The 25,725-nt window shown below is 69.7% G+C and carries 24 protein-coding genes and 2 pseudogenes; 9 read left to right on the top strand and 17 right to left on the bottom strand.

The window, feature by feature from the left end:
- Positions 1 to 97: 97 nt before the first annotated feature.
- From OG858_RS41590 to OG858_RS41565, 6 genes are all read right to left on the bottom strand, one after another.
- On the bottom strand, positions 98 to 745 hold the full coding sequence (locus tag OG858_RS41590; RefSeq protein WP_086754339.1) for a CoA transferase subunit B: 648 nt from the start codon (positions 743 to 745) through the stop codon (positions 98 to 100).
- On the bottom strand, positions 745 to 1,521 hold the full coding sequence (locus OG858_RS41585; RefSeq protein WP_086754337.1) for a CoA transferase subunit A: 777 nt from the start codon (positions 1,519 to 1,521) through the stop codon (positions 745 to 747). Before OG858_RS41585 ends, OG858_RS41590 begins: the two co-directional genes overlap by 1 nt.
- A gap of 324 nt (positions 1,522 to 1,845) precedes the next feature.
- The gene (locus OG858_RS41580; protein WP_319065438.1) at positions 1,846 to 3,006 is read right to left on the bottom strand and encodes a hypothetical protein; all 1,161 of its coding nucleotides are present in this window, start codon (positions 3,004 to 3,006) and stop codon (positions 1,846 to 1,848) included.
- Positions 3,003 to 4,214, bottom strand: coding sequence for a Dabb family protein (locus OG858_RS41575; protein WP_086751177.1), 1,212 nt, complete (start codon positions 4,212 to 4,214; stop codon positions 3,003 to 3,005). The genes OG858_RS41580 and OG858_RS41575 overlap by 4 nt, the downstream gene beginning before the upstream one ends.
- Before the next feature lie 22 nt (positions 4,215 to 4,236).
- Complete coding sequence (locus tag OG858_RS41570; protein ID WP_086751178.1) at positions 4,237 to 4,761, bottom strand: aromatic-ring-hydroxylating dioxygenase subunit beta; 525 nt, start codon at positions 4,759 to 4,761, stop codon at positions 4,237 to 4,239.
- Positions 4,758 to 6,110 carry an aromatic ring-hydroxylating oxygenase subunit alpha gene (locus tag OG858_RS41565; protein ID WP_327725673.1) on the bottom strand — a complete coding sequence of 451 codons (1,353 nt, stop codon included), beginning with the start codon at positions 6,108 to 6,110 and terminating at the stop codon, positions 4,758 to 4,760. The genes OG858_RS41570 and OG858_RS41565 overlap by 4 nt, the downstream gene beginning before the upstream one ends.
- Before the next feature lie 187 nt (positions 6,111 to 6,297).
- On the opposite strand from OG858_RS41565, the gene fdxA reads away from it, so the two are divergent.
- The 3 genes from fdxA (at position 6,298) to OG858_RS41550 (ending at position 8,627) form a co-directional block, all read left to right on the top strand.
- Entirely contained in the window at positions 6,298 to 6,630 is a 333-nt protein-coding gene (gene fdxA, locus OG858_RS41560; RefSeq protein WP_373420882.1) for a ferredoxin, read from the top strand.
- Positions 6,627 to 7,625 carry an NAD(P)/FAD-dependent oxidoreductase gene (locus OG858_RS41555; protein ID WP_086751181.1) on the top strand — a complete coding sequence of 333 codons (999 nt, stop codon included), beginning with the start codon at positions 6,627 to 6,629 and terminating at the stop codon, positions 7,623 to 7,625. The genes fdxA and OG858_RS41555 overlap by 4 nt, the downstream gene beginning before the upstream one ends.
- Positions 7,626 to 7,829: 204 nt before the next feature.
- On the top strand, positions 7,830 to 8,627 hold the full coding sequence (locus tag OG858_RS41550; RefSeq protein WP_086751183.1) for an IclR family transcriptional regulator: 798 nt from the start codon (positions 7,830 to 7,832) through the stop codon (positions 8,625 to 8,627).
- 69 nt (positions 8,628 to 8,696) lie between these two features.
- Here OG858_RS41550 and OG858_RS41545 read toward each other — a convergent pair.
- From OG858_RS41545 to OG858_RS41525, 5 genes and pseudogenes are all read right to left on the bottom strand, one after another.
- Positions 8,697 to 9,957, bottom strand: a pseudogene (locus OG858_RS41545) (IS30 family transposase).
- A gap of 137 nt (positions 9,958 to 10,094) precedes the next feature.
- Positions 10,095 to 10,451 carry a cupin domain-containing protein gene (locus tag OG858_RS41540; protein WP_086751185.1) on the bottom strand — a complete coding sequence of 119 codons (357 nt, stop codon included), beginning with the start codon at positions 10,449 to 10,451 and terminating at the stop codon, positions 10,095 to 10,097.
- On the bottom strand, positions 10,448 to 11,221 hold the full coding sequence (locus OG858_RS41535; RefSeq protein WP_086751186.1) for an HpcH/HpaI aldolase family protein: 774 nt from the start codon (positions 11,219 to 11,221) through the stop codon (positions 10,448 to 10,450). The genes OG858_RS41540 and OG858_RS41535 overlap by 4 nt, the downstream gene beginning before the upstream one ends.
- Positions 11,222 to 11,275: 54 nt before the next feature.
- Positions 11,276 to 12,439 (bottom strand): amidohydrolase family protein, encoded by a 1,164-nt coding sequence (locus OG858_RS41530; protein ID WP_086751188.1) that lies wholly within the window; start codon positions 12,437 to 12,439, stop codon positions 11,276 to 11,278.
- A 27-nt stretch (positions 12,440 to 12,466) separates the two neighbouring features.
- Positions 12,467 to 13,327, bottom strand: a complete 861-nt coding sequence (locus tag OG858_RS41525; protein ID WP_179201299.1) for a fumarylacetoacetate hydrolase family protein — start codon at positions 13,325 to 13,327, stop codon at positions 12,467 to 12,469.
- Between the two features lie 322 nt (positions 13,328 to 13,649).
- On the opposite strand from OG858_RS41525, the gene OG858_RS41520 reads away from it, so the two are divergent.
- From OG858_RS41520 to OG858_RS41505, 5 genes and pseudogenes are all read left to right on the top strand, one after another.
- Positions 13,650 to 14,759, top strand: a complete 1,110-nt coding sequence (locus OG858_RS41520; protein WP_086751192.1) for a sugar ABC transporter substrate-binding protein — start codon at positions 13,650 to 13,652, stop codon at positions 14,757 to 14,759.
- Between the two features lie 311 nt (positions 14,760 to 15,070).
- Positions 15,071 to 15,439, top strand: coding sequence for a hypothetical protein (locus OG858_RS41515; RefSeq protein ID WP_086751193.1), 369 nt, complete (start codon positions 15,071 to 15,073; stop codon positions 15,437 to 15,439).
- Positions 15,433 to 15,534: pseudogene (locus OG858_RS48365) on the top strand (ABC transporter permease); the annotation flags it as partial. The gene OG858_RS41515 and the pseudogene OG858_RS48365, both read left to right, overlap by 7 nt.
- Before the next feature lie 275 nt (positions 15,535 to 15,809).
- Positions 15,810 to 16,475, top strand: coding sequence for a nicotinamide mononucleotide transporter family protein (locus tag OG858_RS41510; protein WP_086751195.1), 666 nt, complete (start codon positions 15,810 to 15,812; stop codon positions 16,473 to 16,475).
- An 897-nt stretch (positions 16,476 to 17,372) separates the two neighbouring features.
- Entirely contained in the window at positions 17,373 to 17,933 is a 561-nt protein-coding gene (locus OG858_RS41505; RefSeq protein ID WP_179201300.1) for a flavin reductase family protein, read from the top strand.
- Between the two features lie 403 nt (positions 17,934 to 18,336).
- Here the strand turns inward: OG858_RS41505 and OG858_RS41500 are convergent, their stop codons facing one another.
- Positions 18,337 to 18,732, bottom strand: coding sequence for a nuclear transport factor 2 family protein (locus OG858_RS41500; RefSeq protein ID WP_218779662.1), 396 nt, complete (start codon positions 18,730 to 18,732; stop codon positions 18,337 to 18,339).
- Positions 18,717 to 19,169: a VOC family protein gene (locus OG858_RS41495; RefSeq protein WP_328543912.1), complete on the bottom strand. Its 453-nt coding sequence runs from the start codon at positions 19,167 to 19,169 to the stop codon at positions 18,717 to 18,719. Before OG858_RS41495 ends, OG858_RS41500 begins: the two co-directional genes overlap by 16 nt.
- A gap of 186 nt (positions 19,170 to 19,355) precedes the next feature.
- On the opposite strand from OG858_RS41495, the gene OG858_RS41490 reads away from it, so the two are divergent.
- Entirely contained in the window at positions 19,356 to 20,390 is a 1,035-nt protein-coding gene (locus OG858_RS41490; protein ID WP_086751198.1) for an aldo/keto reductase, read from the top strand.
- A 249-nt stretch (positions 20,391 to 20,639) separates the two neighbouring features.
- On the opposite strand, the gene OG858_RS41485 is transcribed toward OG858_RS41490, so the two are convergent.
- From OG858_RS41485 to OG858_RS41470, 4 genes are read right to left on the bottom strand one after another with little or no spacing between them, the layout of a single operon-like run.
- Complete coding sequence (locus OG858_RS41485) at positions 20,640 to 21,554, bottom strand: ABC transporter permease (RefSeq protein ID WP_086751200.1); 915 nt, start codon at positions 21,552 to 21,554, stop codon at positions 20,640 to 20,642.
- Positions 21,551 to 22,732 carry an ABC transporter permease gene (locus tag OG858_RS41480; RefSeq protein WP_218779664.1) on the bottom strand — a complete coding sequence of 394 codons (1,182 nt, stop codon included), beginning with the start codon at positions 22,730 to 22,732 and terminating at the stop codon, positions 21,551 to 21,553. Before OG858_RS41480 ends, OG858_RS41485 begins: the two co-directional genes overlap by 4 nt.
- Positions 22,729 to 24,285 (bottom strand): ABC transporter ATP-binding protein, encoded by a 1,557-nt coding sequence (locus tag OG858_RS41475; protein ID WP_086751202.1) that lies wholly within the window; start codon positions 24,283 to 24,285, stop codon positions 22,729 to 22,731. Before OG858_RS41475 ends, OG858_RS41480 begins: the two co-directional genes overlap by 4 nt.
- A gap of 29 nt (positions 24,286 to 24,314) precedes the next feature.
- On the bottom strand, positions 24,315 to 25,403 hold the full coding sequence (locus tag OG858_RS41470) for a BMP family ABC transporter substrate-binding protein (RefSeq protein WP_086751204.1): 1,089 nt from the start codon (positions 25,401 to 25,403) through the stop codon (positions 24,315 to 24,317).
- Between the last annotated feature and the right edge of the window lie 322 nt (positions 25,404 to 25,725).

Raw genomic sequence — 25,725 nt, 5'->3', positions numbered from 1 at the left:
ACGACCGCCCGGTACGGCGGCACGCCCACGAGCAGCGTGCCGCCGTACCGGGCGGTCGGGGTGCCGACAGCATCGGCGACGTTCACGTTCAGCTGGGTCAGCAGGCGATCTCGTGGGGGATGATCACCTTCGCCGCCGTCTTCGCGGCGACCTCCTCATGCGTGACGCCGGGGGCGGTCTCGACGAGGACCAGACCGCCGTCGGTCACGTCGAGGACGGCCAGGTCGGTGATGATCCGGTCCACGCAGCCCTTCCCGGTGAGCGGCAGATCGCACTCCTGGACGATCTTCGGGCTGCCGTCCTTCGCAGTGTGCGTCATGGTGACGATCACCCGACGGGCACCGTGGACGAGGTCCATGGCTCCGCCGATGCCGGTCACCATCCGGCCCGGGATCGCCCAGTTGGCGAGGTCGCCCAGCTCGGATACCTGCATGGCGCCGAGTACGGCGGTGTCGATGTGGCCGCCGCGGATCATGCCGAAGGACAGCGCCGAGTCGAAGAACGCCGCGCCGGGCAGCACCGTGACGGTCTCCTTGCCCGCGTTGATCAGGTCGGGATCGACCTCGTCCTCGTAGGGGAAGGGGCCGGTGCCGAGCACGCCGTTCTCCGACTCCAGCACTACATGGACGCCCTCGGGCACATGGTCCGGGATCAGGGTCGGCAGGCCGATACCCAGGTTGACGTACTCGCCGTCGCGCAGCTCATGGGCCGCGCGGGCGGCCATTTCGTCACGTGTCCAAGCCATCAGGCCCGCACCTCCCGGTCCCTGGGGACGGCTGTCAGCTTCTCGATCTTCTTGTCGGCGGCCTGCTCGGGGCTGAGGGCCACCACCCGCTGCACGAAGATGCCCGGCAGATGGACCTGGTCCGGGTCGATGCCGCCCGGCTCGACCAGCTCCTCGACCTCGGCGATCGTGATGCGGCCGGCCATGGCCGCCAACGGGTTGAAGTTGCGGGCGGACTTGCTGAACACCAGGTTGCCGTGGCGGTCCCCCTTCGCCGCTCTCACCAGGGCGAAGTCTGTGGTGATCCCGTGCTCCAGGACGTAGTCCCCGCCTGCGAACTCGCGGACCTCCTTGGGTGGTGAGGCGACGGCGATGCCGCCGTCACGGTCGTACCGCCACGGCAGGCCGCCGTCGGCGACCAGCGTGCCGACGCCGGCCGGGGTGTAGAAGGCGGGTATGCCGCAGCCCCCGGCCCGTAGTCGCTCCGCGAGCGTGCCCTGAGGAATCAGCTCCAGTTCGATCTCGCCGCCCAGGTACTGACGGGCGAACTCCTGGTTGCCGCCGATATAGCTGCCGGTCACCCGCGCGATCCGGCCCGCGGCGAGGAGCACGGCGAGGCCGGAATCCAGAGCGCCGCAGTTGTTCGAGAACACGTCCAGTCCTGTCACACCGGCGTCGTACAGGGCCTGGATCAAGACGTCCGGGACCCCGCTCAAACCGAAGCCGCCGACTGTCAGGGAGGCCCCGTCGAGAACGTCCGCTACGGCTTCGGGGGCTGAGGCGATGACTTTGTCCATCGTCCCGTCCACTTCCTTTCAGGGCATCCCTGCCCTACGTATGAGGTCGCGCCCCGGCAAACTCGAGTTCACCAGTGGCTGTCTTGGGGCCGCTCGGCCGTCTCGGCGTCGCTCACCTCCCTGACGGGGCCGGGCCCGCGGGGACGGAGGGGCACCTCGACCGGGACGCGTCGACGTCCGGTCGGCGGTCGAGCAGGCACTCGCCCCGGCGGCGCCCGCATCGGCTGACGGCCTTCGGCGGAGCACTCCGGTACTTCTGGCTCGGGCGGGGGTCCGCGCCGCCGTCGTGCTGCCCGACCGGTCCACCGTCGGTGAGCGCCCGGGCTAGCCCGGTTCGGTCAAGAGCTTTCGGTACATGCGCGCGAAGGCGGTCAGCTCCGTCAACGACAGGGCGTCGCTACGCGGTTCATCGGTGGCCGGCCTCGCCCTAGGGCCGAGGCGAACGGTGTCGACGCCGCGAGCCCGCAGGGCGACGCCGTCGGTCGAGCCCGTCCATCCGGTGATCGGCGGCGGCTGCGTACCGAACTCGTCGAGCCAGGCCGCTCGGGCGGCCGTCACCACCGGTGCGTCGGCCGGCGTGGCCGCGGCGGACGCGACCGGCTCGGCCTCCACCTCGATGTCGCAATCACGCAGTACCGACGCCGCACACCGCGCCCGCAGCCGGTCGGTCAGCTCGGCCGCCAGCGCCTTCGGCTCCACCTGGTCACCGACGACGACGTACAGATCGACCCGCAGTTGGGCCGGCAGCAGGTCCGGCTTGTCCGGCCATCCCCCACTGATCGCTCCGATTCCGCACGCCCGGCCGGTCTGCCCCACCCTGGGATCGGCGGCCAGGTAGGCCGTACGCCAGCGTGCCAGTTCGTCCAGGACGATGCCGGCCTGAGCGATGACTCCCCCGGGTGGCGTGGCGGATTCCGCCACCATCGCGGCCCCGGAGCGTCCGGTCACCCGGACGGTCAGGTAGAACGCGCCCGGCTCGTGCCACAGCAGTGTCGGCGGGCCGCACTTGGCCACGATCGCCGAGGGCGGCAGCGGGTAGGCGTCGGTGTATGCCTCCAGACCGGTGATCCCGCTCGTGCGGCGGTGCGTCCCGGAACCGGCAAGCAGGAGCCGCCCGGCACCCGCCTCGGCGAAGGCGACCAGCGCGGCGGCCGCGGGCCCGCGGGCGACCCCGAGGCCGAAGCCGATCACCATGTCACCGTCGACAGTGAGCGGGCCGACGGGCGCGTCGTCGCCGGTGACGAGCCGGTTCGCCGCACCTCCCTCGTCCAGGGAGGTGTCGAGGTGGGAGTAGAGCAGCGGCCCGGCTCCGTGGGCGGCGACCAGGCTGCCGCCCGCGGAGCCGTACTCCAGCACCTGCCACTCGACGTGCGGCCAGCGCTCGGCGCACCAGGCGCGCAACCGGTGGGCCGCCGTGCGCTCCCCGCCGCGTGGGGCGGGGAGCGTGTCGAGCAGGTGCAGGACGTCGAGCAACTGCTGTCTCAAAAACGTCCCCAGTCGTCGGAGGCCGGACGCCACACGTCGATGTTGCGCGGGTCGGCGGGCATCCTGCGGGGCCGGTGCGTCTCGTGCTCCTCCGGCGTGAACACCCGGTGCCGGTCGCACAGCTCGTAACGCGGGCCGAAGCGGGTGTCGTGCATGTAGAACGCGATCGACGTCGACGCCGAGTGGTTGACGATGTCGGAGGCGATCGGCGCGCCCTTGTACAGCGCGCGGGCGCGCATCCGCATGACGTGGTCGAGGCTCTTCATCGCGAAGCACAGGTGCGCGACGTAGTGCTCGTTGTTCTTCTGGATGGCCAGGCTGTGGTGGTAGCGGTCCTCGCAGCGGAAGAACGTGGTCGAGCCGACGACGTGGTCCGAGGGCCGGAACCGCAGGACGTTCTGGTAGAAGTCCACCATCTCCTCGAACTGCGAGGTGGCGATGAAGGGGTGCACCAGGTCGAGCGGCCGGATCTCGAGGTGCGGCGGCTCGGCGTACTCCTGGAACTCGGTGAACAGCTCGACGATGAGGCCGTCGGGATCCTTCACCGCGAAGCCGTTGTCGCACAGCGCCCGCTGCCGCTCCTGGAGGTCGAGGATCTCCAGGCCGGCGTCGGCGACGCTCTTGCGCAGCTGTTCGAGGACCTCCTCACTCTCCACGCTGTAGCCGACCGCGGTCGTCCACCCGTCGGTGCGCTCGGGCGCGTTGATCAGTTCGATCGCGTGGTGCTCGATGTCGGCGCGCAGGTAGGCGTATTCGTCCGTGCGCTGCTCCAGTTGCAGCCCTACGTGGTACTGGAGGAAGTCGATCGCGGCCTGCATGTCCGGAACCTCGATCCGGGCGTACTCCATGCCGTACGGCCCGTGCGGGCGTGTGCTCACTGGGGATGTCCTTCCTTCAGCGAGCGAGGGACGCTCGGTGAACTCGAACGAGGTGATGGCCTGCCCGGCGATGACCGGGCGCCAGCGCGTACGCACGAAGCTCTCGTGGGACTCGCTGCCCAGATAGGCCAGCAGATCGTCCTGGCTGTCGAAGTCGACGGCCATGGTGTGGGTGAAGGTCTGGTCGCGGGTGCTGATGTTCTCGCCGAGGACGAAGCCGCGCATGGCCGGGTACCGGTCCGGGAAGGTACGCAGCTCGGCCAGCACGGACTCCCGTGTGGCCTGATCGACTCCGTCGGCGAAACGGAAGGACAGGGTGTGTCGGATCATCGGGGTCACCTTCCGCCGCCGACTAGAGGATGAAGCTGAGCCGGGCGCCCGCCGAGAGCGACTCGTGGCCGAGGACCGAGCGCCGCAACCGGAAGCGGAATCCGTCCTCGGTCGGCACCAGCAGATGGTCGTACCACCCGACGTAGGCGTCGAATCGCCCGTCGCGAGCGCGGTGCACGACGAACGCCGCCGAAACCCGGAAGGAGTCCTCCGACTCCTCGGACAGCCGCACGTTGGACACCAGCCGGTGCGTGCGCGAGTGCGGGTTCTCGGCGTGCGCCTTGCGGGACTTCAGTCGCTTGACCCGCGCGTTCAGCAGGTCCCAGTCGTCGTCGACGAACGATCCGGTCTCGTGCGGGGACCAGCCGGGGCGGTAGTCGGTGGTCGGGATCTCGTAGCGGGCACCAGGCTCGAAGAGGGCCAGCCAGCCGTCGTAGTCCCAGTGGTCGAGGATGTCCGCCTCGGCGTAGAGGAAGTCCTCCACCTCCGGCCGGGTGACGGTGCGCCCCGCGCACCGGACCAGCCCGCGGTTGCTGATCGTCGTCATCGCAGGTCCCTCCCCGCCAGGAAGGACGCCGGTCGCTCGCCGTGGATCTCGAGGCCGTCGTCGAGCCCCGTTGCTTCGACCCATTGCCGCCAGAAGCCCCGCATCGCGCCCTCGTCGATCGATCTGCCCTGCACACCCTTGGCCTCGTCGGCCATGCCGCGCGACATGTCGCTGTAGTCCAGCTCGGGCGCACCGGCGCCCGCCGTGGCCTGGATACCGCGCTGCACCGCCTCGTAGGCCTCGATGTCGTCCGGCGTCGCGAGTCCGCCCGGGCCGACGAAGCTGACGACCGTCTTCATGCGCAGGGCGCGCGTGTCCGGGTCCTCGTCGCGCGGGACCAGCTGCCAGGCACGCACGTCGGTCTGGTCGGGCGCCACCGGCTCCAGCTGCCGGATGGACAAGCCCTCGATGTCGAACAGCAGCAGGTTGGGGAACACGAACAGGATGTGGCTCTCGTCGGCCACGTAGTGCGCCCGCTCCTCCCCCAGCCGCTGCGTCATCTCGGCCCGGTGGGCCTCGGTGCGGACCCGTTCGTCCTCGCCGAAGCGCGGTTCCCAGATCATGCTGATGCGTCCGCCGTGCCCGGTCAGGACCAGCAGCCCGTGGCCGTTGCCGAGGTTGTACGCGTACTGGTTGTCGTCGGTGACGGCGTAGCCGCTCTCGCGCAGGTAGCCCACGAACGTGTTGTGCGTCGGCGCGAAGTGGTACCCGTCCATGGCGTTCTCGACGGCGAGTTTCCAGTTGCCCCGCACGCTGTAGAGCTGCGTGCCGGGCAGCGTGGTCATGCCGCCGGCGTGCTGCTGCTGGATCATGGTCATGTAGTCGGCCGCATCACCGAGGTAGTCCAGCAGCGGCGGCACATCGGGGTCGAAGGAGACGAAGACGAATCCCTCGTGGATCTCCAGTCGCGGCACGCCGCGCAGCCCCATCGACTCCCGGAACTCGTCGCTCGATTCATAGGCCCCTGCATCGGGGATCGCGGCGACCTCGCCGTTGTTGCGGAACGTCCAGGCGTGGTAGAAGCACTGGAAGAGCCTCGTGGAACCCTCGTTCTCGCGGCACAGCACGGTGCCGCGGTGCGGACAGGAGTTCAGGAACGCGTGCACTTCGCCGGCGCTGTCCCGGCAGAAGATCAGCGGCCGGCCGCCGAGGGTGCGGACCTTGAAGTCGTTGGGGTTGGGGATCTCGGTCTCGTGCCCGAGGTAGAGCCAGGTGTGCATCCACACCCAGCCGCGTTCCCGGGCGAAGATTTCCGCGCTTCGGTAGGCCTCGCGGTTGACCCGGAAGGTGAGCTGGTCCCAGTCCTCGACAATCATCGGCGCTGGGACGGTCCGGGGGTTGCTTCCCATGGGGAGTTTGCCTCTCACAAGTCCCGACCCGAGTGGCGTGCTGTGAGACGCCATCTCGTATGTCGCATTAGCGTCCCCCGTCAACCCGGCGGTGTCAAGCATTCACCTCACGGTTGACACCTCGCCCCGGCGGCACCATCATCCTGTTCCACATTGAAATACACCGTCTCGCATTCTGTGCGACCGTGTGAAGGGCAACAAGCTCGTGCCGTACGTCATCACTCAGGCCTGCGTCGACATCATGGACAAGTCATGCATGGAGGAGTGCCCGGCCGACTGCATCTACGAGGGCGACCGGATGCTCTACATCCAGCCCGACGAATGTGTCGAGTGCGGGCGCTGTGAACCCGTCTGCCCGCAGATCTCGATCTTCCACCACGAGGACCTGCCGGAGGAGAGCAAGCACTTCGAGCGCATCAACGCCGAGTTCTTCACCCTCGGCACCCCACCGCTCGGATCGCCCGGCGGCGCTCGCAAGGTCGGCCAGGTCGGCCACGACCACCCGGAGGTGGGTGCGTGACCGGCCACGCGACCACGGGCGCCGGCCCCGAGCTCTCCGTCGACCTGCTCATCATCGGCGCCGGCCCGACCGGGTTGTACGGCGCGTACTACGCCGGCTTCCGCGGTTTGAGCGTGGCGGTCGCCGACGCTCTGCCCGAGGTGGGCGGCCAGATCGCCGCGCTGTATCCCGAGAAGTTCATCTACGACGTGGCCGGCTTTCCCGCCGTCCGCGGTCAGGACCTGGTGGACCGGCTCGCCGAGCAGGCCTGGCGGTGGAACCCCACCTATCTGCTCGGGCATGGCGTCACCCGGCTGGACGACACCGGCGAGGGCATCGTCGCCACCACGGACGCCGGCGCGCGGATCACCGCGGGCGCGGTGCTCGTCTGCGGCGGTATCGGCAACTTCATCCCCCGCGAGCTGCCGGTGGGCTCCGAGTACCTGGGCCGAGGACTGCGCTACTTCGTGCCGCGGTTGAACGAGTTGGCCGGGCAGGACGTCGTGGTGGTCGGCGGCGGGGACTCCGCACTGGACTGGGCGCTGTCGCTGGAGCCGATCGCCTCGTCGGTGACGCTGGTGCACCGGCGTACGCGGTTCCGGGCCCACGAGCGCAGTGTCGAGCAGGTGAACGCGTCCTCGGTGCGGGTGCTGGCGCCGTACGAGGTCGAGAAGGTCTCCGGCGAGGGAGCCGTGTCGGAGGTCGTGGTCGCGTGCTCCGACGGCGACCGGATCACCCTGCCCGCCCAGTCCGTCGTGGCCGCGCTGGGTTTCATCGCCGATCTCGGCCCGATCGAGCGGTGGGGACTCGAGCTGCGGCGTCGGCGCATCCTCGTCGACCGCACGATGCGCACGAACCGGGAGCGTGTCTACGCGGCCGGTGACATCGCCGACCACGACGGCAAGGTCAGCCTCATCTCCATCGGCTTCGGTGAAGCGGCCCTGGCCGTCAACCACATCGCCGCCCTGCTCGACCCGACATGCTCGATCACACCGGGGCACTCTTCGGACGCGTGAGGTGCAGCGTCCAGCGGCTCGGTGAACGGGAGCCCGACGACGACGAACCGTCAGGCTCCCGTTTCACCGTCACGGCCCACGTGGATGCACGTCCCAGCGCCCTTTCCCCCACCTTGGCACGACCCTTAGCATTGCTTTATTCAAGATGGCGTTTCACTTGACGCCCCCAACCATTGAGTGAGCACGGACAGGAGCGAGAATTCCATGGCCACGAAGGCGCAGAGCGGCACCGGGGAGCAGGACGGTCCGGACAGGATTGCGCCGACGATCCAGACGGTGCAGCGTGCGGCGCTGATCCTCGGCTCGTTCACGGTCGGCAAGCCGCACATGAGCCTCAACGAGATCACCGCGCGTCTCGGTGCGAGCAAGGCGACCGCGCACCGCTACACGAAGGCGCTGCGGGCGGCGAACCTGCTGCGGTACGACGAGCGCACGTCGCTGTACTCCCTCGGGCCCCAGGTGCTCACGCTCGCCACGGCGGCGCGGGCCGGCCTGCCGATCGTCGCCGCCGCCGAGCCGTACATGGAGGAGCTGGTCCGGCGTATCGACGAGACGATCGTGTTGTCGGTCTGGGACGGTGAGTCGGCGACCGTGGTGCGCTCGGTGGACAACACCGACCACATGGTGCGCATCAGCGTCCGGGTCGGCTCACGCCTGAACCTCACGGCCTCGGCACAGGGACGCGTCTTCCTCGCGTTCCTGCCCCCGGAGCAGGTGCCGACGCTGCCGCGCGCGGTCCGCAGGTCGGCCGAGCTCACCGAGGAACTCGAGGCCATCCGGCAGCACGGACTGTCGGTCAACTCCCCCACGGTCAACGGGGTCCGCACCGTCGCCGCGCCCATCTTCGAGGGTGACAAGATCAGCGGAACGCTCGCCATCGTCGGCACCACGGCGACCGTTCCCGACGACGTCAAGTCGCCGATGGCCCAGGCACTGCTGGAGACCGCTCGCGCGCTGTCGCAGCGGCTGGGCACCTCCGAGGACGCGCCCAACGGCGGCTGACCCGTCTGCGGCGACACCGGAGGGCCCACCCCTGAGGGCGAATTCCATGGGTCGTTGCAACACAGGTGATCAACTGGCTGCGGCCAGGAGCTTGGCGAGGCGCTCGGCTGGGGTTTCCCGGTCGAGCGTTTTGCTTGGGCGGCTGTTGAGTTCGGCGGCGACGGCCGCCAGGTCCTGGGGAGGGTGGGCGGCCAGGTCGGTGCCCTTGGGAAAGTACTGCCGCAGCGGGCCGTTGGTGTTTTCGTTGGAGCCGCGCCGCCAAGGGCTGGCCGGGTCGCAGAAGTAGACCGGGATGTCGGTGGCGACGGTGAACGAGAGGTGGCCGGACACCTCCGGGCCCCGGTCCCAGTTCAGGGACCGCCAGAGATGTGGTGGGAGGGTCTGGACGGTCGTGGCGAGCGCGTAGCGGGTGGCCAGGGCGCTGTGGCCGGTCGGCAGGTGGACGAGCATCAAGTAGCCGGGGAACGTTCGACGAGCGTGCCGGTGGCGGACTGGCCGTTCTTGCCGATGATCAGGTCGCCTTCCCGGTGGCCCCCGGCGGCCCGGCCGGCTGCTCGGCCGGCTGCTCGCTGATCATGATCATGTTCTTGATCGGCCGGTTGATGCGCCTGTCGGCGTGGCGGTGGGGGCGTCGCACGGCCCTGCCGGTCCGCAGTGAGCAGGTCAGTTCCCGGCGGAGTTCGCCGCGGCCCTGGACGTAGAGGGCCTGGTAGATCGTCTCGTGGACCACGTGCATCTCCGGGCGGTCGGGGAAGCGTGTCCGCAGAGCCTGCCAGATCTGTTCCGGGCTCCACCGCATCGTCAGGTGGTCCTGGACGAAGTCCCGCAGCTCGGGGCAATGGCCGATCTCGCCGATCTCGGGGCGGGCGCGTCTGCGGCGGGCCCGGCGGTCGGCGTGGAAGGGCTGGTAGGCGAAGCCGCCCCGGGGCATCGGCCGGCGGTTGTGGCGTATCTCCCGGCTGATCGTGGAGGGACTGCGGCCCAGCTCGGCAGCTATCCGCCGGACCGATGCCCTCTCCCGCAGGCGGTCCGCGATGTGGATGCGCTCCTCCTCACACAGGTACCGCGACGGCCACGAAGGCGGCTCCGCCTGGTCCACCGGCTCCCGGGGCAGCCCCGGAACCGGACAGATCGGCGCAACCGCCTTCAGTCCCTTGCCCGGCGAGTGGTGGCCGTTGCGCCACTTCCTGCCGGTCCGCGCGTTGATGCCGAGGCGAACCGCTTCCCGGGTGCTGTAGCCCTGCTCCATGAGCTGGAAGTATGCGGCCCGCTCGGCCATCAACCTGCGGGGCCCCTGAGGGGTCCGCACCTTCCGAACCTCGAAGTCCATCGCATCCCCTGAACTGGGGTGTTGCGACGACCACCAGAAGGAAAGGAGGCGTGGGCCCTCTTCCGTTCCCACACATGAGCGGGTCGTTCTCGCCGGTGAGTGGCCGACGCGCATGCCCCAGAGCGCCCGTCCGCCGTTCAGGGAAGCAGGTCGGCCCGCGGCGGAACGAAGAAGTCGACGTTCACGCAGGGAGCCTCTGTCGGCTCCACGTAGTGCTCGCTGCCACGGGGAACCAGCAGGAAGGATCCGGCACGCATGTCGTGTGCGACGCCGTCCACGTAGTAGTTCGCGCGCCCCTCGGCGATATGGACCAGCTGGTCGAAGTCCTCGTGCCGGTGCGGGTTCAGGGTCATGCCGATCTCGAGCTCGTGATGGCAGATCATCACCTCGTCCGTCGCGTAGACGCGGCGGCGGACGCCCGGCCGCACCTGGGTCACCGGCATCTCGTCCCAATTGACGACGGTGTGGAACAGGGCCGCGTTGCGTGTGCTCACTGGTTCTCCTCTCCTGCGGCCGCCCGCAGGCCGGCCGCCAACATCTGCAGGTCCGATCCGACGACCAGGTAGTCGGCGTCACCGAGTCCCAGGTCCGACGCGGCGTGCCGGCTCGGCGCCCAGCCGCCGAACCCCACCCCGGCGGAGCGGGCGGTATCCCTCACCCGGTCCACCGCGGTGCCCAACACCGCCGGGTCCGTCGGCAGGCCGAGGTCGACCGCGAGGTCGGTGCTGCCCACGAAACACACGTCGAGGGCGGCGACGAGTTCCGGCAGCGGATCCGTCCGCGCCGTCTCGATCTGGCCCACCAGCACCGGCGGGTCGTCCTGCTCGGCACGCAGGAACCCGGCAAGCGGGGCCGCACCGAACCGGGCGGCCCTGTTGGCCAGGCTCACCGACCGGCGGCCGGCCGGCGCGAACCGGGTCGCCGCCAGGAGCGCCTCTGCCTGGGCGACGTGGGTGAGCATGGAGAGCTGGATTCCCGCCGCCCCGGCCTCCAGGAGCCGGTTGACCGCAGCGGCGTCCACCCCGGGCACGCGGACCAGGGCCGGCAGCCCGCACACGTCGGCGTGGCGCACCAGGTCGACGGCGTCTCGCTCGGTGAGGGTGGAGTGTTCGAGGTCGACGACCACGAACGCGAACCCGGCCGCCTCGGCCAGTTCCACCACGTCGGGCGAGGCCAGCTTGACGAACGTGCCGACGACGGGTCGCCCCGCCGTCAGGGCCGCGCGCAGGCGGCGGCGCAGCAGATGGACGTCACCGACGCTCATGGATTCCTCCCGGAGGTGCGGGCGCGTCGAGTCGGCTTCAACATGTGCGGTTGCTCAGGCCGACTTCAGACCCCGCCACGGCACGATGTCGATCTCCTTGCCGCCATGCAGCACCACGGTCGGCTCCAGACGCGGCGCGACGATCGTGTTGCCGGCGGCGTCGGGCAGGGTGACCTCGTCGGTCCAGTCGACGACCGTGACGTCGGCCCGCCCACCGACCTCCAGGCGCCCGTAGCCCTCGGCGTCGAGCCCGAGCAGCCGGGCCGGCGCCACGGTGGCCCGCCGGACGCACTCCTGAAGCGGCGCGCCCAGCGCGACCAGCTTGGAGATGCTGGTGAGCAGGTCGAACACGGGGCCGCGCCAGTTGCGGGCGCTGGTGTCGGAGCTGAGGACGTCGGGCAGGAATCCGTCGGCGATCGCCCGGCGTGCCACCTCGAAGCTGAGGTTGCTCTTGCCGTGGGCGGAGTCGAACAGCACGCCGCGCTCGCGGGCCGCCATGACCGCGGGGTGCACCTGGTCGCCGTCGAGGATGCCGTTCGGCTTGCCGGTGTAGCAGTGCGCCACGATGTCGCCGGGGCGCAGGTAGTCGAGGACGACGGGCACCGGCTCCTCGGTCTCGCCGATGTGCACCATCAGCGGGAGACGGGCCTGTTCGGCCAGCGCCACGGACTTCTTCAGCAACGACTCCCAGTTCTCGCCGACGACGTCCTCGGAGAGACGGATCTTGAAGCCGCGCACGATGTCGGGGTGGGCCTCGGCCGTCGCGAGCGCGTCCTCGGGGACCAGGGTGTCGGGGTTCAGCAGCTCGCCGAACCTGAAGTCGATCAGGCCGAGCACCGAGACGTTGAGGAAGTTGACGATGCGCAGCGGGTTGGCCTCGACCACCAGCTTGCGGAAGGCCGCGAACGTCGAGGCGCCGGCCGTGCCGGCATCCGCCGCGGCGACCACGCCGCGCCTCAGATGGGCCTCCTCGGCGGGGGCTCCGACGGCGGAGACGTACTGGAAGATGTGGGTGTGGCCCTCGACGAGGCCCGGCAGCACGGTGGAGCCGGTGACGTCGATCGTGCGGGCCGCGTTCTCCGACAGGCCCTCCCCGATAGCGGCGATGCGGTCACCGGTGACCGCCACGTCGAGCCGGGCGTGGGTGTCCGACGCCGGGTCGATGACGGTGCCGCCGGCCAGGACGAGGTCGTACGACGACAGGGGGGAGATGGACATCGCAGTGTGCTCCAGGGTGGGGAACGGTCAGCTGACCGGTTCGGTCAGCCGGTGGTCGTGCTGGGGGGCGTCCGTGGGACGCACGATGCGGGTGACGAGGGGCAGCACGCCGTCCACCTCGACGCGTACCTCGTCGCCGTCGGCGAGGAAGCACGCGCGGTCCTGGCCGGTGCCGGCCGGGGTTCCGGTGAGGACGACGTCGCCGGGTTCGAGCGCGGTGAACCACGACAGCCTGCTGAGCAGATCGGGAACCGGGAAGATCATCCCGTCGCTCGTGTCGTCCTGCACGAGTTCGCCGTTGACCCGGGTCCGTACGCGGATCGCGTCACGGTCGGTGAAGTCCTCGGGAGTGCGGACCGACGGGCCGAGCGGCGTGAAGCCCGGGTGGCTCTTGGCGAGGGCGGGGGTGCCTGTGGCGCGCATGATGTCGCGTGCCGTCATGTCGTTGGCCGCGGTGACCCCGGCGATCGCGGGCCAGACCTCGGACTCCGTCGCCCGGTACAGCCTGCGTCCGACGACCACCGCGATCTCGCCCTCGTAGTCGGGTTCGGTCGCGGACCGCGGGATCACCACTCGCGCGCCGGGTGCCGACACGCCGGACGACGCCGCCAGGTAGAGGATCGGCTGCTCGGGCAGTCCGCGTCCGGTGCGGGCCGCCTTCGACACGTAATTGAGCCCGACGCCCCACACCGCGCGGGGGCGGCCCAGTGGCGCCACGAGCGTGGCCTCTTCGAGCGGGATACGTCGGCGCACCGCGCACGACGCCAGGCACCGCAGCGAACCCTCCTGCTCTAGGACCGCGCCGACGTGCGGAAAAGCAGTGTTCAGCAGGGCGACAGCCCCGTCCTCGATCCGGCCCAGGCCGGTATCCGTCGTCACTACTCGCATGGCAGGCATCTTTCAATGCGAGATGGCATCGTGTCAAGCGATACGGATGCGCGCGATGCGGGTAGGCCGACACCCCACCCGGACGCGACCCGACAGGCACTCAGGTGCGGGCGCGGGAGCCACTCGAGGGTGTCGGTCGCGGCATCACGCGGGCTGCCGCCACGCCTTTCCGTCGCCCCGACAGCAGACATATTGCGAGATACCATCTCTCATCTCGTACAGTAGGCCCGCTCGACGCCGAGGACACCTCCGTGTCGGCTTTTCAGTCAGGTGGGCTGCAACGCGGCGCCCACGTCCGAATCGCGCCTGAAGTGAGCTACCGATGCGTCGTATCGCCATGTCCGCAGCCACCACAACGCTCTCCGTTTCGCTCGTCGGCTGCGGCGGGCTCAACGCGGCGGGAAGCAGCGGCGACGCGAGCCCGACCAAAGGCGACGACATCACCGTGGGGCTACTGCTGCCCGAAAAGTCGAATCCCCAGTACGAGCAGTTCCACTACCCCGTCATCAAGGCGAAGGTCGCGTCCCTCACCCACGGCCAGGGCCGGGTCCGGTACGCCAACGCCGAGGCGGACGCGGCCGAGCAGACACGACAACTGCAGCAGATGATCGACGAACGGGTCGACGTGATCCTGTTGGACCCCGTCGACACCCACGCCACCGCCGGCGGGGTGAGCAAGGCCAAGAAGGCCGGTATCGCGGTCATCGCCTACGACCGGCTGGCCGAGGGCCCGATCGACGCGTACATCACCTTCGACAACGGGCTCGTCGGCGAGGTGCAGGGCCGCTCCCTGCTGAAGGCCCTCGGCGAGGGCGTCGGCGTCCACGACAAGATCGTCATGATGAACGGTTCCCCCACCGACCCCAACGCCCAGCAGTTCAAGGCGGGCGCGCTCCTCGCACTCGACGGCAAGGTGACGATCGCCAAGTCGTTCGACGTCAAGGACTGGAAGCCGCAGAACGCCGAGAAGAACATGACCGAGGCGATCAACGAAATCGGCAAGAGCGACATCAAGGCCGTCTACGCCGCCAACGACGGCCTGGCGGGCGGCATCATCAGGGCACTGAAGGCCGCAGGCATAACCGACCTGCCACCGATCACCGGGCAGGACGCCGAGCTCTCGGCGGTGCGGCGGATCGTCACCGGTGAGCAGTACATGAGCGTGTACAAGCCGTACCCGCAGGAGGCCGAGAACGCTGCGGCGATGGCCGTGGCGAAGGCCCAGGGCAGAGACATAGAGTTCGACGCTCTCACAGGCGACAGGGTCGACAGCCCCACCCGCAAGGGCATCCCCGCGCATCTCGTGTCGGTCGAGGCCCTGACGAAGGACAACATCAAGGACACGGTGATCAGGGACGGCATGTACAGAGCGTCCGACATCTGCACGCCCCAACTCGCAGCCGACTGCACGGCGACAGGCCTGAACAAGTAGTCCCCCGGGAGCGAGCCACCGAAGGCGGGATCGGACCGGCGAAACAATCATCCGCTGCACCATCCGGGACGTCAGGTGGGTCATGGCGGCATTTCATGTGCGAGCCGTCTGCGGTGACGGCCCAATACTGGACATACTGCTGCAATCGGAGCAGTCTGAAGCACATGCCTCGATTCAGAACTTTCTGGCAGATAGCTGACGCACTTCCGGACTCGCATCTCGTGCAAGCCCGCTGGACTCCTGCGCCGAATGGCATCCGCAGCGATCACCTCCTCCTCGCCAGGCACGTACACCCCACACTGCTTCGGGAGTTGGACGAGTTCTGTCGGCACCTGGCGCACTCGAACCTGTACGTGCTGCAGCCCGAACTGACGGCCACCCCGCCGGAGTTCCGTGTCCACTACGAGCGTGTCGACCCCGAGCGGTTGCCGCTCCGTACATTCGGCATCAAGATCAGCCGGGACCGTAAGGACTACACGTTCTGCGTCCGTGCGGACATGATGTCGGCGGCCCTGGTCCGGGAGATCAACACGGACTTCCTGCCGGTCCAGCAGGGCGCGCTGCGCCTGCGGGGCAGCGTCCCCGAGACTGCGGAGCCGATGGACCTCGAGGCCCTCGGTACGCTCTCCGGGCAGCACCGGACGGTGTACTGGGTCGCCGGACCTGCCGACGCAGCCTGAACGGCGGCAAGGGATCCCTGGCCGGGGCGCCGCTCGGGGTCCTACTGCTGGGCACGCTGGAGAACCTGCCCACCCTGGCGCAGGTGTCACCCTTCCGCCAAGCGCGCCCACCTCGCCCACCGTGGCCCAGTCGCACGCCTCGGGTCACTCAGTCGGCCCCAGCCGCGCACCCGGCCTGATCCATGCGCGCTCACACTCTTGGCGTGATCACCCCTTCCCGCGAGGCAGGTCTTATGGGGTTCGGCTCTAGACAATACGGGCAAAGGGGCCTGAAGCTGTGGCGTATGGATCGCTCCCGAAACCCGATATCCGACGACCTGCCGGACGGCAGGTTCGCGCTTCACTCGCCTGAAACCGGCCCGGCCGCCCGATGAACGGGCTGAACTCCGAGGCGTTCGTCGTGTTCGGCCAGCACATTCTGTGGTCGGACATGATTGGCAACATCCTCGGCCTGGCCGCCCTCGCCCTCGGCTGGCGCCGCTCCCTGTGGACCTGGCCCGTGCAGTTCCTGTCCGGCCTCATCCTCTTCGGTGCCTTCTTCGGCCACCTGACCGGCAGCGCCGGCAAGCAGGCCGTCGTCATGACCGTGGCCCTGTACGGCTGGTGGCGGTGGAACCGCGACCAGGGCCGCTCCGGAAACGGCCAGATCACCCCGCGGTTCGCCACCTGGCGCGAGCGTGCGGCGATGGTCGGCGCCGTCACCGTCGGCACGGTCGCGGTGGCCCTGCTGTTCAAGGCCTACCCGACCCTGTCCTGGGACCCATGGCCGGACGCCTACATCTTCGTCGGCACGGTCGTCGCGATGTACGCCCAGGCGCGCGGCATGGTCGAGTTCTGGTTCGCCTGGCTGCTGGTCGACCTGGTCGGCGTCCCGCTGACCTTCGTCAACGGCTACGCCTTCTCCGGCTTCGTCTACGTCATCTACGGCGCGCTCGTCCTGTGGGGCATGCGCGACTGGTGGCAGCGCTCCCGCGGTGGACCGCAGCCCTCCCGGGAACTGCCCGGTGCGCACGCGTCCGAGGGAGTGTCGCACTGACATGCTCCTCGCCCTGAAGGGCGAGGATTCTGGCCTTCCTCGACTGGTCGCTGTGCCGCGACGCGGCACGGCTTCCGGTCGGGAATCCGTGGCTTCCTGTTTCTTCGCGCTGCGCCAGATGGGATTCTGGTCTTACCGGCGCTCCGCAGGCCGATACCGCCAGTCCGGCGGCCGTCTTCACGTTGATCGCGGCATTGGTGTCCCGGTCCCGGTCCGGCTCCGCCGGAACGACACCGCGACGCTCCGCGCCGCAGCCACAAGATGCACTACATCCCCGGCCTGAAGGCCGAAGCACTGCGAATGATGTCGGTAGCGGGCGGCCGAGCGGTCGAGACTCGCGATGGGGAGATCACCGCTCTCCGCCCCGGGCGAGCGAAGACCGATGCCATGGACGCCTCGCCCTCAGGAGCCCCCTGGGCCCCACGCATTGGCCCAGCGACTGATCGAAGAGGCCTTCGAAGCGCTCGTCGAAAAGACCGGCAGCCCGGCATCCTCCGGCCGCCACACAACACACCGGCACGCGGTAGCCGTTGCCCTTCTGGCGCGAGCTCGCGCCCTTCCCTCCGCACCACCGGTGAGGGCCTGCGTCGCCGACGAGAACAACCTTGCCGACGCCTCGGACCTCACCCGCAGCAACCAATGCGAGATGGCGTGTTGACATACGAGACACCCCATCCTAGCGTCGGGGCATCCCTCAACAAAGGCAAGACATGATGAGATCCGCTTTCTCCCCGTTGGCCCCCGGGCCGACCTCCCTGCCGAATCCCGCGACACGACGACCGTCCCGGAACGCCGTCGGCTGCGATGCGTTCGGAACGCCCGGCGCCATCCACCGAGCCACCGAGCCACCGACCGACGGCGCGCCGGAGTGTGCCGCCGAGACGGCGGTGGTCTGACATGCCCGCCACCTCCACGGGTCAGGCCGTCACGCGCCGGCCGGGCACCCACCACGACCCGCAGGCGTACCGCGACGGTCTGTCCTCGATGGTCACGTCTGTCTGTGTAGTCACCACCGAAGTGGACGGGCAGCGGTACGGCTTCACCGCCAACTCGGTGACCAGCGTGTCGATGGACCCGCCGCTGATTTCGGTCTGTCTGGCCGACACCGCAGACGTCCACCCGGTCTTCAGTCAGGCCGAGTCGGTCGCCGTCAACGTCCTGGCGGTCGACCAGCACCCGGTGGCGCAGGCGTTCGCGACAGCCGGCGTCGACAGGTTCGCTGTGGCGCGCTTCAGTCCGGGCGAGCTCGGTCCGCCCCTGCTCGACGGCGCCACGGTGTCGCTCGAGGGCGTCGTGCACCAGCGCCTCACCGCCGGCGACCACACGATCATCCTGATCGAGGTGGCCGGTGTGGTGGTCGGCGGAGGAGAGCCACTCACCTATCAAGGACGCCGGTTCCACACGCTGAACCCGCTGGAGCCGACCGCACTGCAGCCGGCCGGAAAGGACCCGTCATGACCGCCTGGACGGCCTCGCCCCCCTCGGCCCTCCACGGCCCCGACGAAGACCTCGCGGGACGTTCATCAGCCTGATCGGCCCGAGCGGTCGCGGCGCGCTGAAGGGCGGGGGTCTGGTCCCCAGACCCCCGCCCTTCAGCCATGGGTGACGCTACTCGGGGACGTCGCGCCCTGCCCGCCGACATCAACCAGTCAGTGGGTCGGCTCCGCGACCATGGGTGCGGTGTGGGCCGAGTCCACACCGCACCTTTGACGCGACTGCCGCGACAGGGCTGCCTACGGTCGCGGGTGCACGCAGGCGGTCCGGAAAAACACAGACACCCCGTCCGCAGAGAAGCGGGCGGGGTGTCACAGGGGGAGGCTGCCGGGTGCGGGGGCCGATTCCGGGCCTGTCGGCCGGGGGGTCACGCGAGCTGTCGCCGCACCTCGCCGCTGTCCCAGTAATCCGTGCGCCGCGTGATGAGACCGCCGGCGACGGTGAACACGAAGACCCCTCGGATGCGCACGGGGCGGTCGGCCGCCGAGCGCATACGGAACGTCATGACGTACGGCACCGCGGCCGACTCGCCGTCGACGAGAAAGCGCTCGGGCGCGTAGTGCAGGTCCACGAAGTTCTCGAGGAACCCGGTCAGCGCGGCGCGGTACGCGGCCCGGCCGCTGCGGCTCTGCCCCATCGACGACGTGTGTTCGTTGACGAAGTGCTCGGCCACGCAGGCGGCCACGGCGTCGGCGTCATGGGCGTTCAACGCCGCCAGGTATGCCTCGATCGCGGCGCGGGTTTCTTTCAGGACGAACCCCACTTCTGCCGGACCGTGTCGAAGACACGCTGGTCGTGGGAGATCTCGACGACGTTGCCGTCGGGGTCCTTCAGGGCGCAGATGTAGCCGATGGGGTCGGGCATCTGCCGGGGCTCCCAGTGCAGACAGCCCAGTTCGCGGGCCCTGTCCGCGAGCGCGTCGACGTCCCCGCGCTCCGGCACCTCGATGCCGATGTGCGCGAACGGGTGCAGCAGGCCCTGCTGGGTGCCCCTGTCCTTGTTGAACGACACCAGGACGAGCACGAAGGGCGTCTCGGCCTGCTTGTCGTTGGAGAGCCAGACGCTTTCGCCGTCGGCGTCCTTGAAGCGCTCGACGACGACCAGGGGAGTCAGCGAGGTGTAGAACTCGATCGCCTTGTCAAGATCGCCGGTCGGCAGCGCGACGTGAGTCCAGCGGGCCGAGGTGAGACCGGTAGTCACGGTACCTCCAGGGAGTGGTGCGGTTTTCCTCGAGCCTAGGTCTGCGGCCACCCGAAGGTCGATGTGCTGCGGACACAACACGTACATCGAGAACACTGACCCCGCGCGACATCGGTTCCGCGCCCGCCGCGGTGGAAGCCTGCGGCATGACGGCGACGGATGTCGCCGGGGAGCTGAGGAGCAGACGTGCGCTACCGGATTCTGGGTGGGACGGGCATCGAGGTGAGCGAGCTCTGCCTCGGGTCGATGATGTTCGGGGCCTGGGGCAACACCGACGAGGCGGAGTGCCACCGCATCGTGTCGACGGCGCTGGACGCGGGGGTCAACTTCGTCGATACGGCTGACGTGTACGCCTTCGGCGAGTCCGAGGAGATCCTCGGCCGCGCGCTGAAGGGACGCCGCGACGACGTCGTACTCGTGTCGAAGTTCCACAACCAGATGCCCGGAAGGCCTCTCGACCGCAACCGGCGCGGCAACTCCAGGCTCTGGATCACGCGTGCCGTGGAGGACAGCCTGCGACGGCTGCGGACGGACCACCTCGATGTGTATCTCGTCCACCGTCCCGACCCCCGGACCGGCATCGAGGAGACGCTCGGTGCGCTGAGCGACCTGGTGCGGGCGGGCAAGGTGCGGGCGATCGGGACCTCGAGCTTCCCGGCAGAGGAGATCGTGGAGGCGCAGTGGGCGGCACGGCGAGCCGGCCGCGAGCGGTTCACCGTGGAACAGCTGTCGTACTCGGTCCTGGCCCGGCACGCGGAGGCCGCAGCCCTGCCCACCGCGCAACGGCACCGTATGGGGGTCATGGTGTGGAGCCCGCTGAGCGGCGGCTGGCTGACGGGCAAGTACCGGGCCGGCTCCGAACCGGCGGGAGACTCGCGCGCGCGGACCCACGGTGACCACTTCGACTACGCCGACGAGCGGATACGCGAGCGCAAGCTTGCGGTCGTCGAGGAACTCGTGCGCCTCGCCGCCGACGAGAACTGCACACTCGTCGAGCTGGCGCTGCGGTTCGTACTCGCCCATCCCGGCGTCACCTCGGCCCTCATGGGCCCGCGCACCCATGACCAGCTCCTGACGCAGCTCACCGCAGTGGACCGGCCCCTGTCGGCCGAGGCACTGGACCGGATCGACGAACTCGTCGCGCCGGGCAGTGTGCTCAACCCACGCGACATCGGCCATACGCCTCCGGCGCTGGAGACCGCGGCGCTCCGCCGCCGCTGACACCGCTGTGCCACGGCGGACGCCGGCCCGTCGCGGGACCGGCGTCCGCCGAGTGGTGCACCCGTCCGGACGGAGTGGGTTCGGACGGTGGTGCTCGTCATGGCGCGGCCGTGCGCCTGGACAGCCGCGCAGGCCGGTCGTGGAGGGCATGCGACAGGTGCTCTCGGCATGCCCGTGCAGGCCCTCGTACTGGACGTACGGGGGCCTGCACCCGGTGTGGCCGACGGGGCCTTCTTCGGACCGAGCCGGTCAGGTCGACCCGCGCACGAAGGGTCGGCCGAGCGCCGCGGGTTCTCGGTGCTGGGTGGTGAACAGCAGCATGGCGAGGAGCGCGAGCAGATACGGGGCCGCGACGAGCAGTTGGGCGTTGAGGGTGACACCGAGCGCGGGGAGCGCCAGGCGCATCGCGTCGGAGAGGCCGAACACCAGGCAGCCGAGCATGGTCCGGCCGAGCCGCCAGGCCCCGAAGATCACCGCGGCGATGACGAGGTAGCCGCGTCCGGCGGTCATGTTCTGGTTGAACGATCCGACCTCGCCGACCGCGAGGTACGCGCCACCGAGGCCGGCCAGCGCGCCGCACCACAGCAGGGCCTGCCTCCGGCGTACGTTCACCTTGATGCCCGTGACGTCGGCGGCCTGCGGGTTCTCCCCCACCGCCCGGAGTTCCAGGCCCCAACGGCTGCGCTCCACCAACAACCAGGTCAGCGGCACCACCAGAATCAGGAGATAGGCGGGCCAGCGTTCGGAGAACAGCGGCTTGCCGATGAGCGGGATGTCCTCGAGCAGCGGGATCGACACCACCCCGACCTGGTGCGAGGCGAACTGCTCGGTCGTGATCAGGTAGCTCGTCAGCCCGAGCACCAGCGCGTTCAGCACGAGGCCGACGACGAAGGTGTTGATCTGGGCCCGGTGGGAGAGGTTGCCGTGCACGAAACCGACGACGACGCCGGTCATGACGCCGGCCATGAGGCCGACGGTGGCGCTGCCGGTCGCGCTGGCGGTGGCGACCGAGGTGAACGCGGCGCTGAGCATCATTGCCTCGACGGAGATGTTCATCGCGCCGGCGCGCTCGGCCAGGTACTCACCGCAGGCGGCGAAGGCCAACGGCACGGTCAGCCGGACGCCGCTCGCGAGAATGGTCGTGGTGCTGTCCAGAACGCTCACGCGGCTGCCTCCGTCTTGGCCGGGACAACGGAAACGGCGGGCGCCGCCCGCGGTATGGCACCGCGACGCCCGTGGAAGAGGTCGACGAGGACGGGCGGTGCGACGAAGGCGAGGACGAGCAACGCCTTGACGATGTCGACGAGATACGACGGCACGCCTGTGGCCGAGAGGAAATCGCCGCCCGCACGCAGCACGGCGAACACGAACGACACCGGGATCGCGGCCATGGGCCGGTTGCGCGCGACGAGCGCCACGAGCAGGCCGTCCCAGCCGACGTTGTCCGAGAGCCCGGCCTGCAGCCGGTTGGTGCTGACCGGACTGGCCAGCAGCAGCCCTCCGGCCAGTCCCGCGAAGGCGCCCGACAGTGCCAGGGTGAGACCGCCGAGCGCGGCCACCCGGACACCGGCGTGCTGGGCGGTGTGCGGGTTCAGTCCGACCATGCGCACCTTGAAGCCCCACCGGCTGCGGCTCAGGAGAAGGGCGACCGCGAGCGTGGCGACGAGCGCGAGGAACAGGCCCGTGTTCAGCTGGAGCGAGGGGTAGTGCCCGAAACCGGCGAGCTGGGCGTTGGCCGGCAGGGCGTTGGACTGCGCGTCGGCGATGTCCCCGGCGCCCTGCACGCTCTCCTGCAGGACCGACGGCGTGCTGACCGCGAAGGTGACGAGTTGGATCGCGAGGAACGTCATCAGCAGCGTGCTCACCGGGACGTTGACACCACGGAAGCGCAGCATCAGGGCGCTGAGCGCGGCCCAGGCGGCACCGCCGACCGCGGCGGCCACCAGTACCACGGCGACCAGCATCGGGCCGGGCATGGCCAGGCGCAGCCCCACCCAGGCTCCGGCCAGGCCGCCGATGAGCACCTGCCCCTCCTGGCCGATGTTGAACGTGCCGGCGGACGCGCAGACACACGCACCGACCGCGACCAGCAGCAGAGGCGCCGTGTTGAGCAGCGTCGTCGTCCAGCCGGTGGCGTTGGAGAGGGACCCGGTCCATATCGCGGTCAACGAAGCGCTCGGTGAGGCACCGGTCAGCGTGAGCAGCAGCGCGGACACGCCGCCCGCGACACCGATGAGCGCGAGTGTGAGGCCCGCCGTCATCCAGTCACGGCGCGCTGGTCGGAGCCGGGTGAGGAGGCGCCGGCCGAGGTCGTCCGGATCCGTCAGTGAGGCGGCGCTCATGCGGCCTCACCGCCGACCAGCATGCCGATCCGTTCGGAGGTCGCCTCGGAGACGGGGAGTGCTCCGGTGATCCGCCCCGACGAGATCACCGTGATCCGGGTTGCAAGGGCCATGACTTCCTCGAATTCGGTGGAGATGAGCAGCACTCCGACTCCCTCGGCGGCCGCTGCGCGCAGTCGGGCGTACATGTCCTCGATGGCACCGACGTCGAGGCCGTGAGTGGGCTGCGCGGCCACCAGGACCCGGGTGTCACCGGACAGTTCCCGGGCGAGGACGACCCGCTGCTGGTTGCCGCCGGACAGGCTGCGCACGGGTGCGTCCAGCGACGGTGTGACGATGTTGAACTCGTCCGCGAGGCGACGGGCCTCGGCGAGCATGGCGCGCCGCCGCAGCAGGAACCGGCCGCTGACCTTGTCGAGCGACTTCATCGTCAGGTTCTCGGCGACGCTCATGTCGAGGACGACGCCGCTGTGGTGCCTGTCCTCCGGCACGATGCCCAGACCGGCCTTCGAGAGCGCGCCGGGCCGGGTCACGTCGACCCTGATCCCGGTGACCTCGACGGTGCCCGCGGTCGGTGGGATCAGCCCGGCGAGGACGTCACCGAGGGTCGCCTGGCCGTTGCCCTCGACGCCGTAGAGGGCGACGATCTCGCCCGGGCCCACGGTCAGGTCGACGTCCGCGAGGAGCCTGACCCCGCCTTGCTCGACGGTGAGTCCGGCGAGGCGAAGGACGGGCGGTTGCCCCTCGGAGCCGACGCCCCCGCCCTTGCGCCTCTCGCCGGTCGGCACCAGGCCGAGGGCGGCGGCCTCCTCTCCCAGGGACACCTCCCGGCCCACCATCTGCCGGGCGAGCAGTTGGGGAGTGGTGTCGGCGGTGACCGCCCGGAAGGCGATACAGCCCTTGCGCAGCACCGTCACCCGGTCGGTGGCCCGGGTGATCTCGGCGAGCTTGTGGCTGATGAGGATGACCGCACGCCCCTCCTCCTGCACCACCCGGCCGAGCACGGCGAACAGTTCCTCCGACTCGGCCTGGGTCAGCACCGAGGTGGGCTCGTCCAGGATCAGGATCTGAGGGTTGCGCCGCAGGCACTTGACCACCTCGACCCGCTGCCGCTCACCGGCCGAGAGAGTGCCGACGCGTGCGTCGGGGTCGATGGGCAGCCCGTACCGGGCGGAGACCTCGGCGATGTCGGCGCAGATGGCCTGCTTGTTCACCTTGCCGTTGTCGCCGAGCGCCACGTTCTCCCACACGGTGAGCCCGTTGATGAGGCTGAAATGCTGGTGCACCATGCCGATGCCCAGCTCGGCCGCTTCCTGCGGGCTGTCCAGCGCGACCTCCTCCCCGCGCACCAGGACGGTGCCGGCATCGCGCCGGACCAGCCCGAGCAGGACCTTCATGAGGCTGGACTTGCCTGCCCCGTTCTCACCAAGGAGTCCGTGGATCTCGCCGGCGTCGACCTTGAGGTCCACGCCGGCGCAGGCCTTGACGGATCCGTATGACTTCGTGATGCCGCGCAGCTCGAGAATCGGAACCGCTGAGGTCGTCGGTGTCATTGCTGATCTTCCTCGTCGCTGTCGGCGCGTCAGCCGAGGCGCTTGACCTCGGCCGCCGGATCGATCTTGTCGGTGCCGATCTTCTTCATGAACTGGTCGAGCCGCTGTGCCTCGTCACCCTCGGGCCGGCAGATCTTGACGCTCGGGTAGGGGTCGACGCCCAGCTTCCACACACGCGTCGTGCCCATCTTGAGGTTGTCCTTGGCGAACTCCTCCAGCGCTGCGCGGAAGTAGTCACCAGGGCTGAAGATCACCGATATGTCGTACTTCGGGCTGGTCGAGTCGCACCGGTCGGTACCCGGTGTGAGGGTCAACGCGCCGCCTTCGTTCGCCATCTGCGCCGCGGCGTCGGTCGCTCCGCCGAGGTAGGGGTAGATCACCTTGATGCCCTGGCTGATCTGTGCCTGGGTGGCTTCCTTGGCCTTGGCCGAGTCGTTGAAGTCGCCGGTGTAGGTGCTCGTCATGGTGGCCTTCGGGACGACCTCCCGGATCCCGGCCAGGAACGCCGTGGCGGCGTTGACGCTGAAGCCGGCCTTGTTGCCGGTGATGAACCCGGCCTTGGTGTAGCCGGCCGCCTTCATCTTCAGGCCCGCGGCGTAGCCGGCGGCGAGCAGGGACTGGTTGGGGTCGTCGGCGGACAGCAGGACCCGGGGGTGGACGTCGGTGTCCGACGACGACGGCAGGTACCAGACCGTCTTGCCGCAGACCGGTTCCTCGGAGGCGGGGGTCGCGGTCTTGAGCTCGCTCGCTCCGAGCGCGACCATGTCGACGTTCTGCTGGCACATCGCGCGGGCCGCGGTGAGCGCGTCGCTCGGGGCCACACTGCCGCGCTTGATGATCGTCCAGCCCTTTTTCTCGGCGAAGGCCTCCGCCGAGTCGACGAAGCTCTGGTAGTAACCGTGGTCATTGATGTCGCCGGGGCTGAGGACACCGACGACGACCTTGCCGTCGCCGTTGACGTCGGGCTCCTTGAGGCGGGCGTCGCTGCCGCCGCTCGCCGCCGGGGTCGCTTTGGACGCCGTCGCCGCGTTGCCTGCGCAGCCGGTGAGCGCGAGCGCTCCTGCGAGGCCGAGGCCGGCCGCGGCCCGACGACGCCAGAGCATGCTTCTTGTGGTCATCTGTGTGCTTCCGTTCGCTGGGTGGCACCGCCTCTCGGAGGCGGTGGTCACTTCGGAGGTGGCGGTCAGTCGCCGGGGCTGATGGTCAGTCGCCGGGGCTGACGGGCCGGTCGAGTTCGGCGCAGGAGACACGGTCCTGGTGGGAGAGGGCCCCTCACCCGCGGCGACGAACCGCGGGAGACCATCCGCCCGACCGCTCGGACCCGGGTGGGGTCGATGCGGCCACGAGCGGACGTGATCGAAGGTCGGTGGTGATGCTGACGCCTCCGCGAGCGCGATGTCCGCGTCCGGGAAGCAGGGTCTGTGGTCGCCGCGTTCTTCG

It is taken from the genome of Streptomyces europaeiscabiei (genome assembly GCF_036346855.1).
Taxonomy (GTDB): Bacteria; Actinomycetota; Actinomycetes; order Streptomycetales; family Streptomycetaceae; genus Streptomyces; species Streptomyces europaeiscabiei.
Note: the sequence above shows the minus strand (reverse complement) of the source record. Positions and strands in the feature narration are given on the sequence as shown.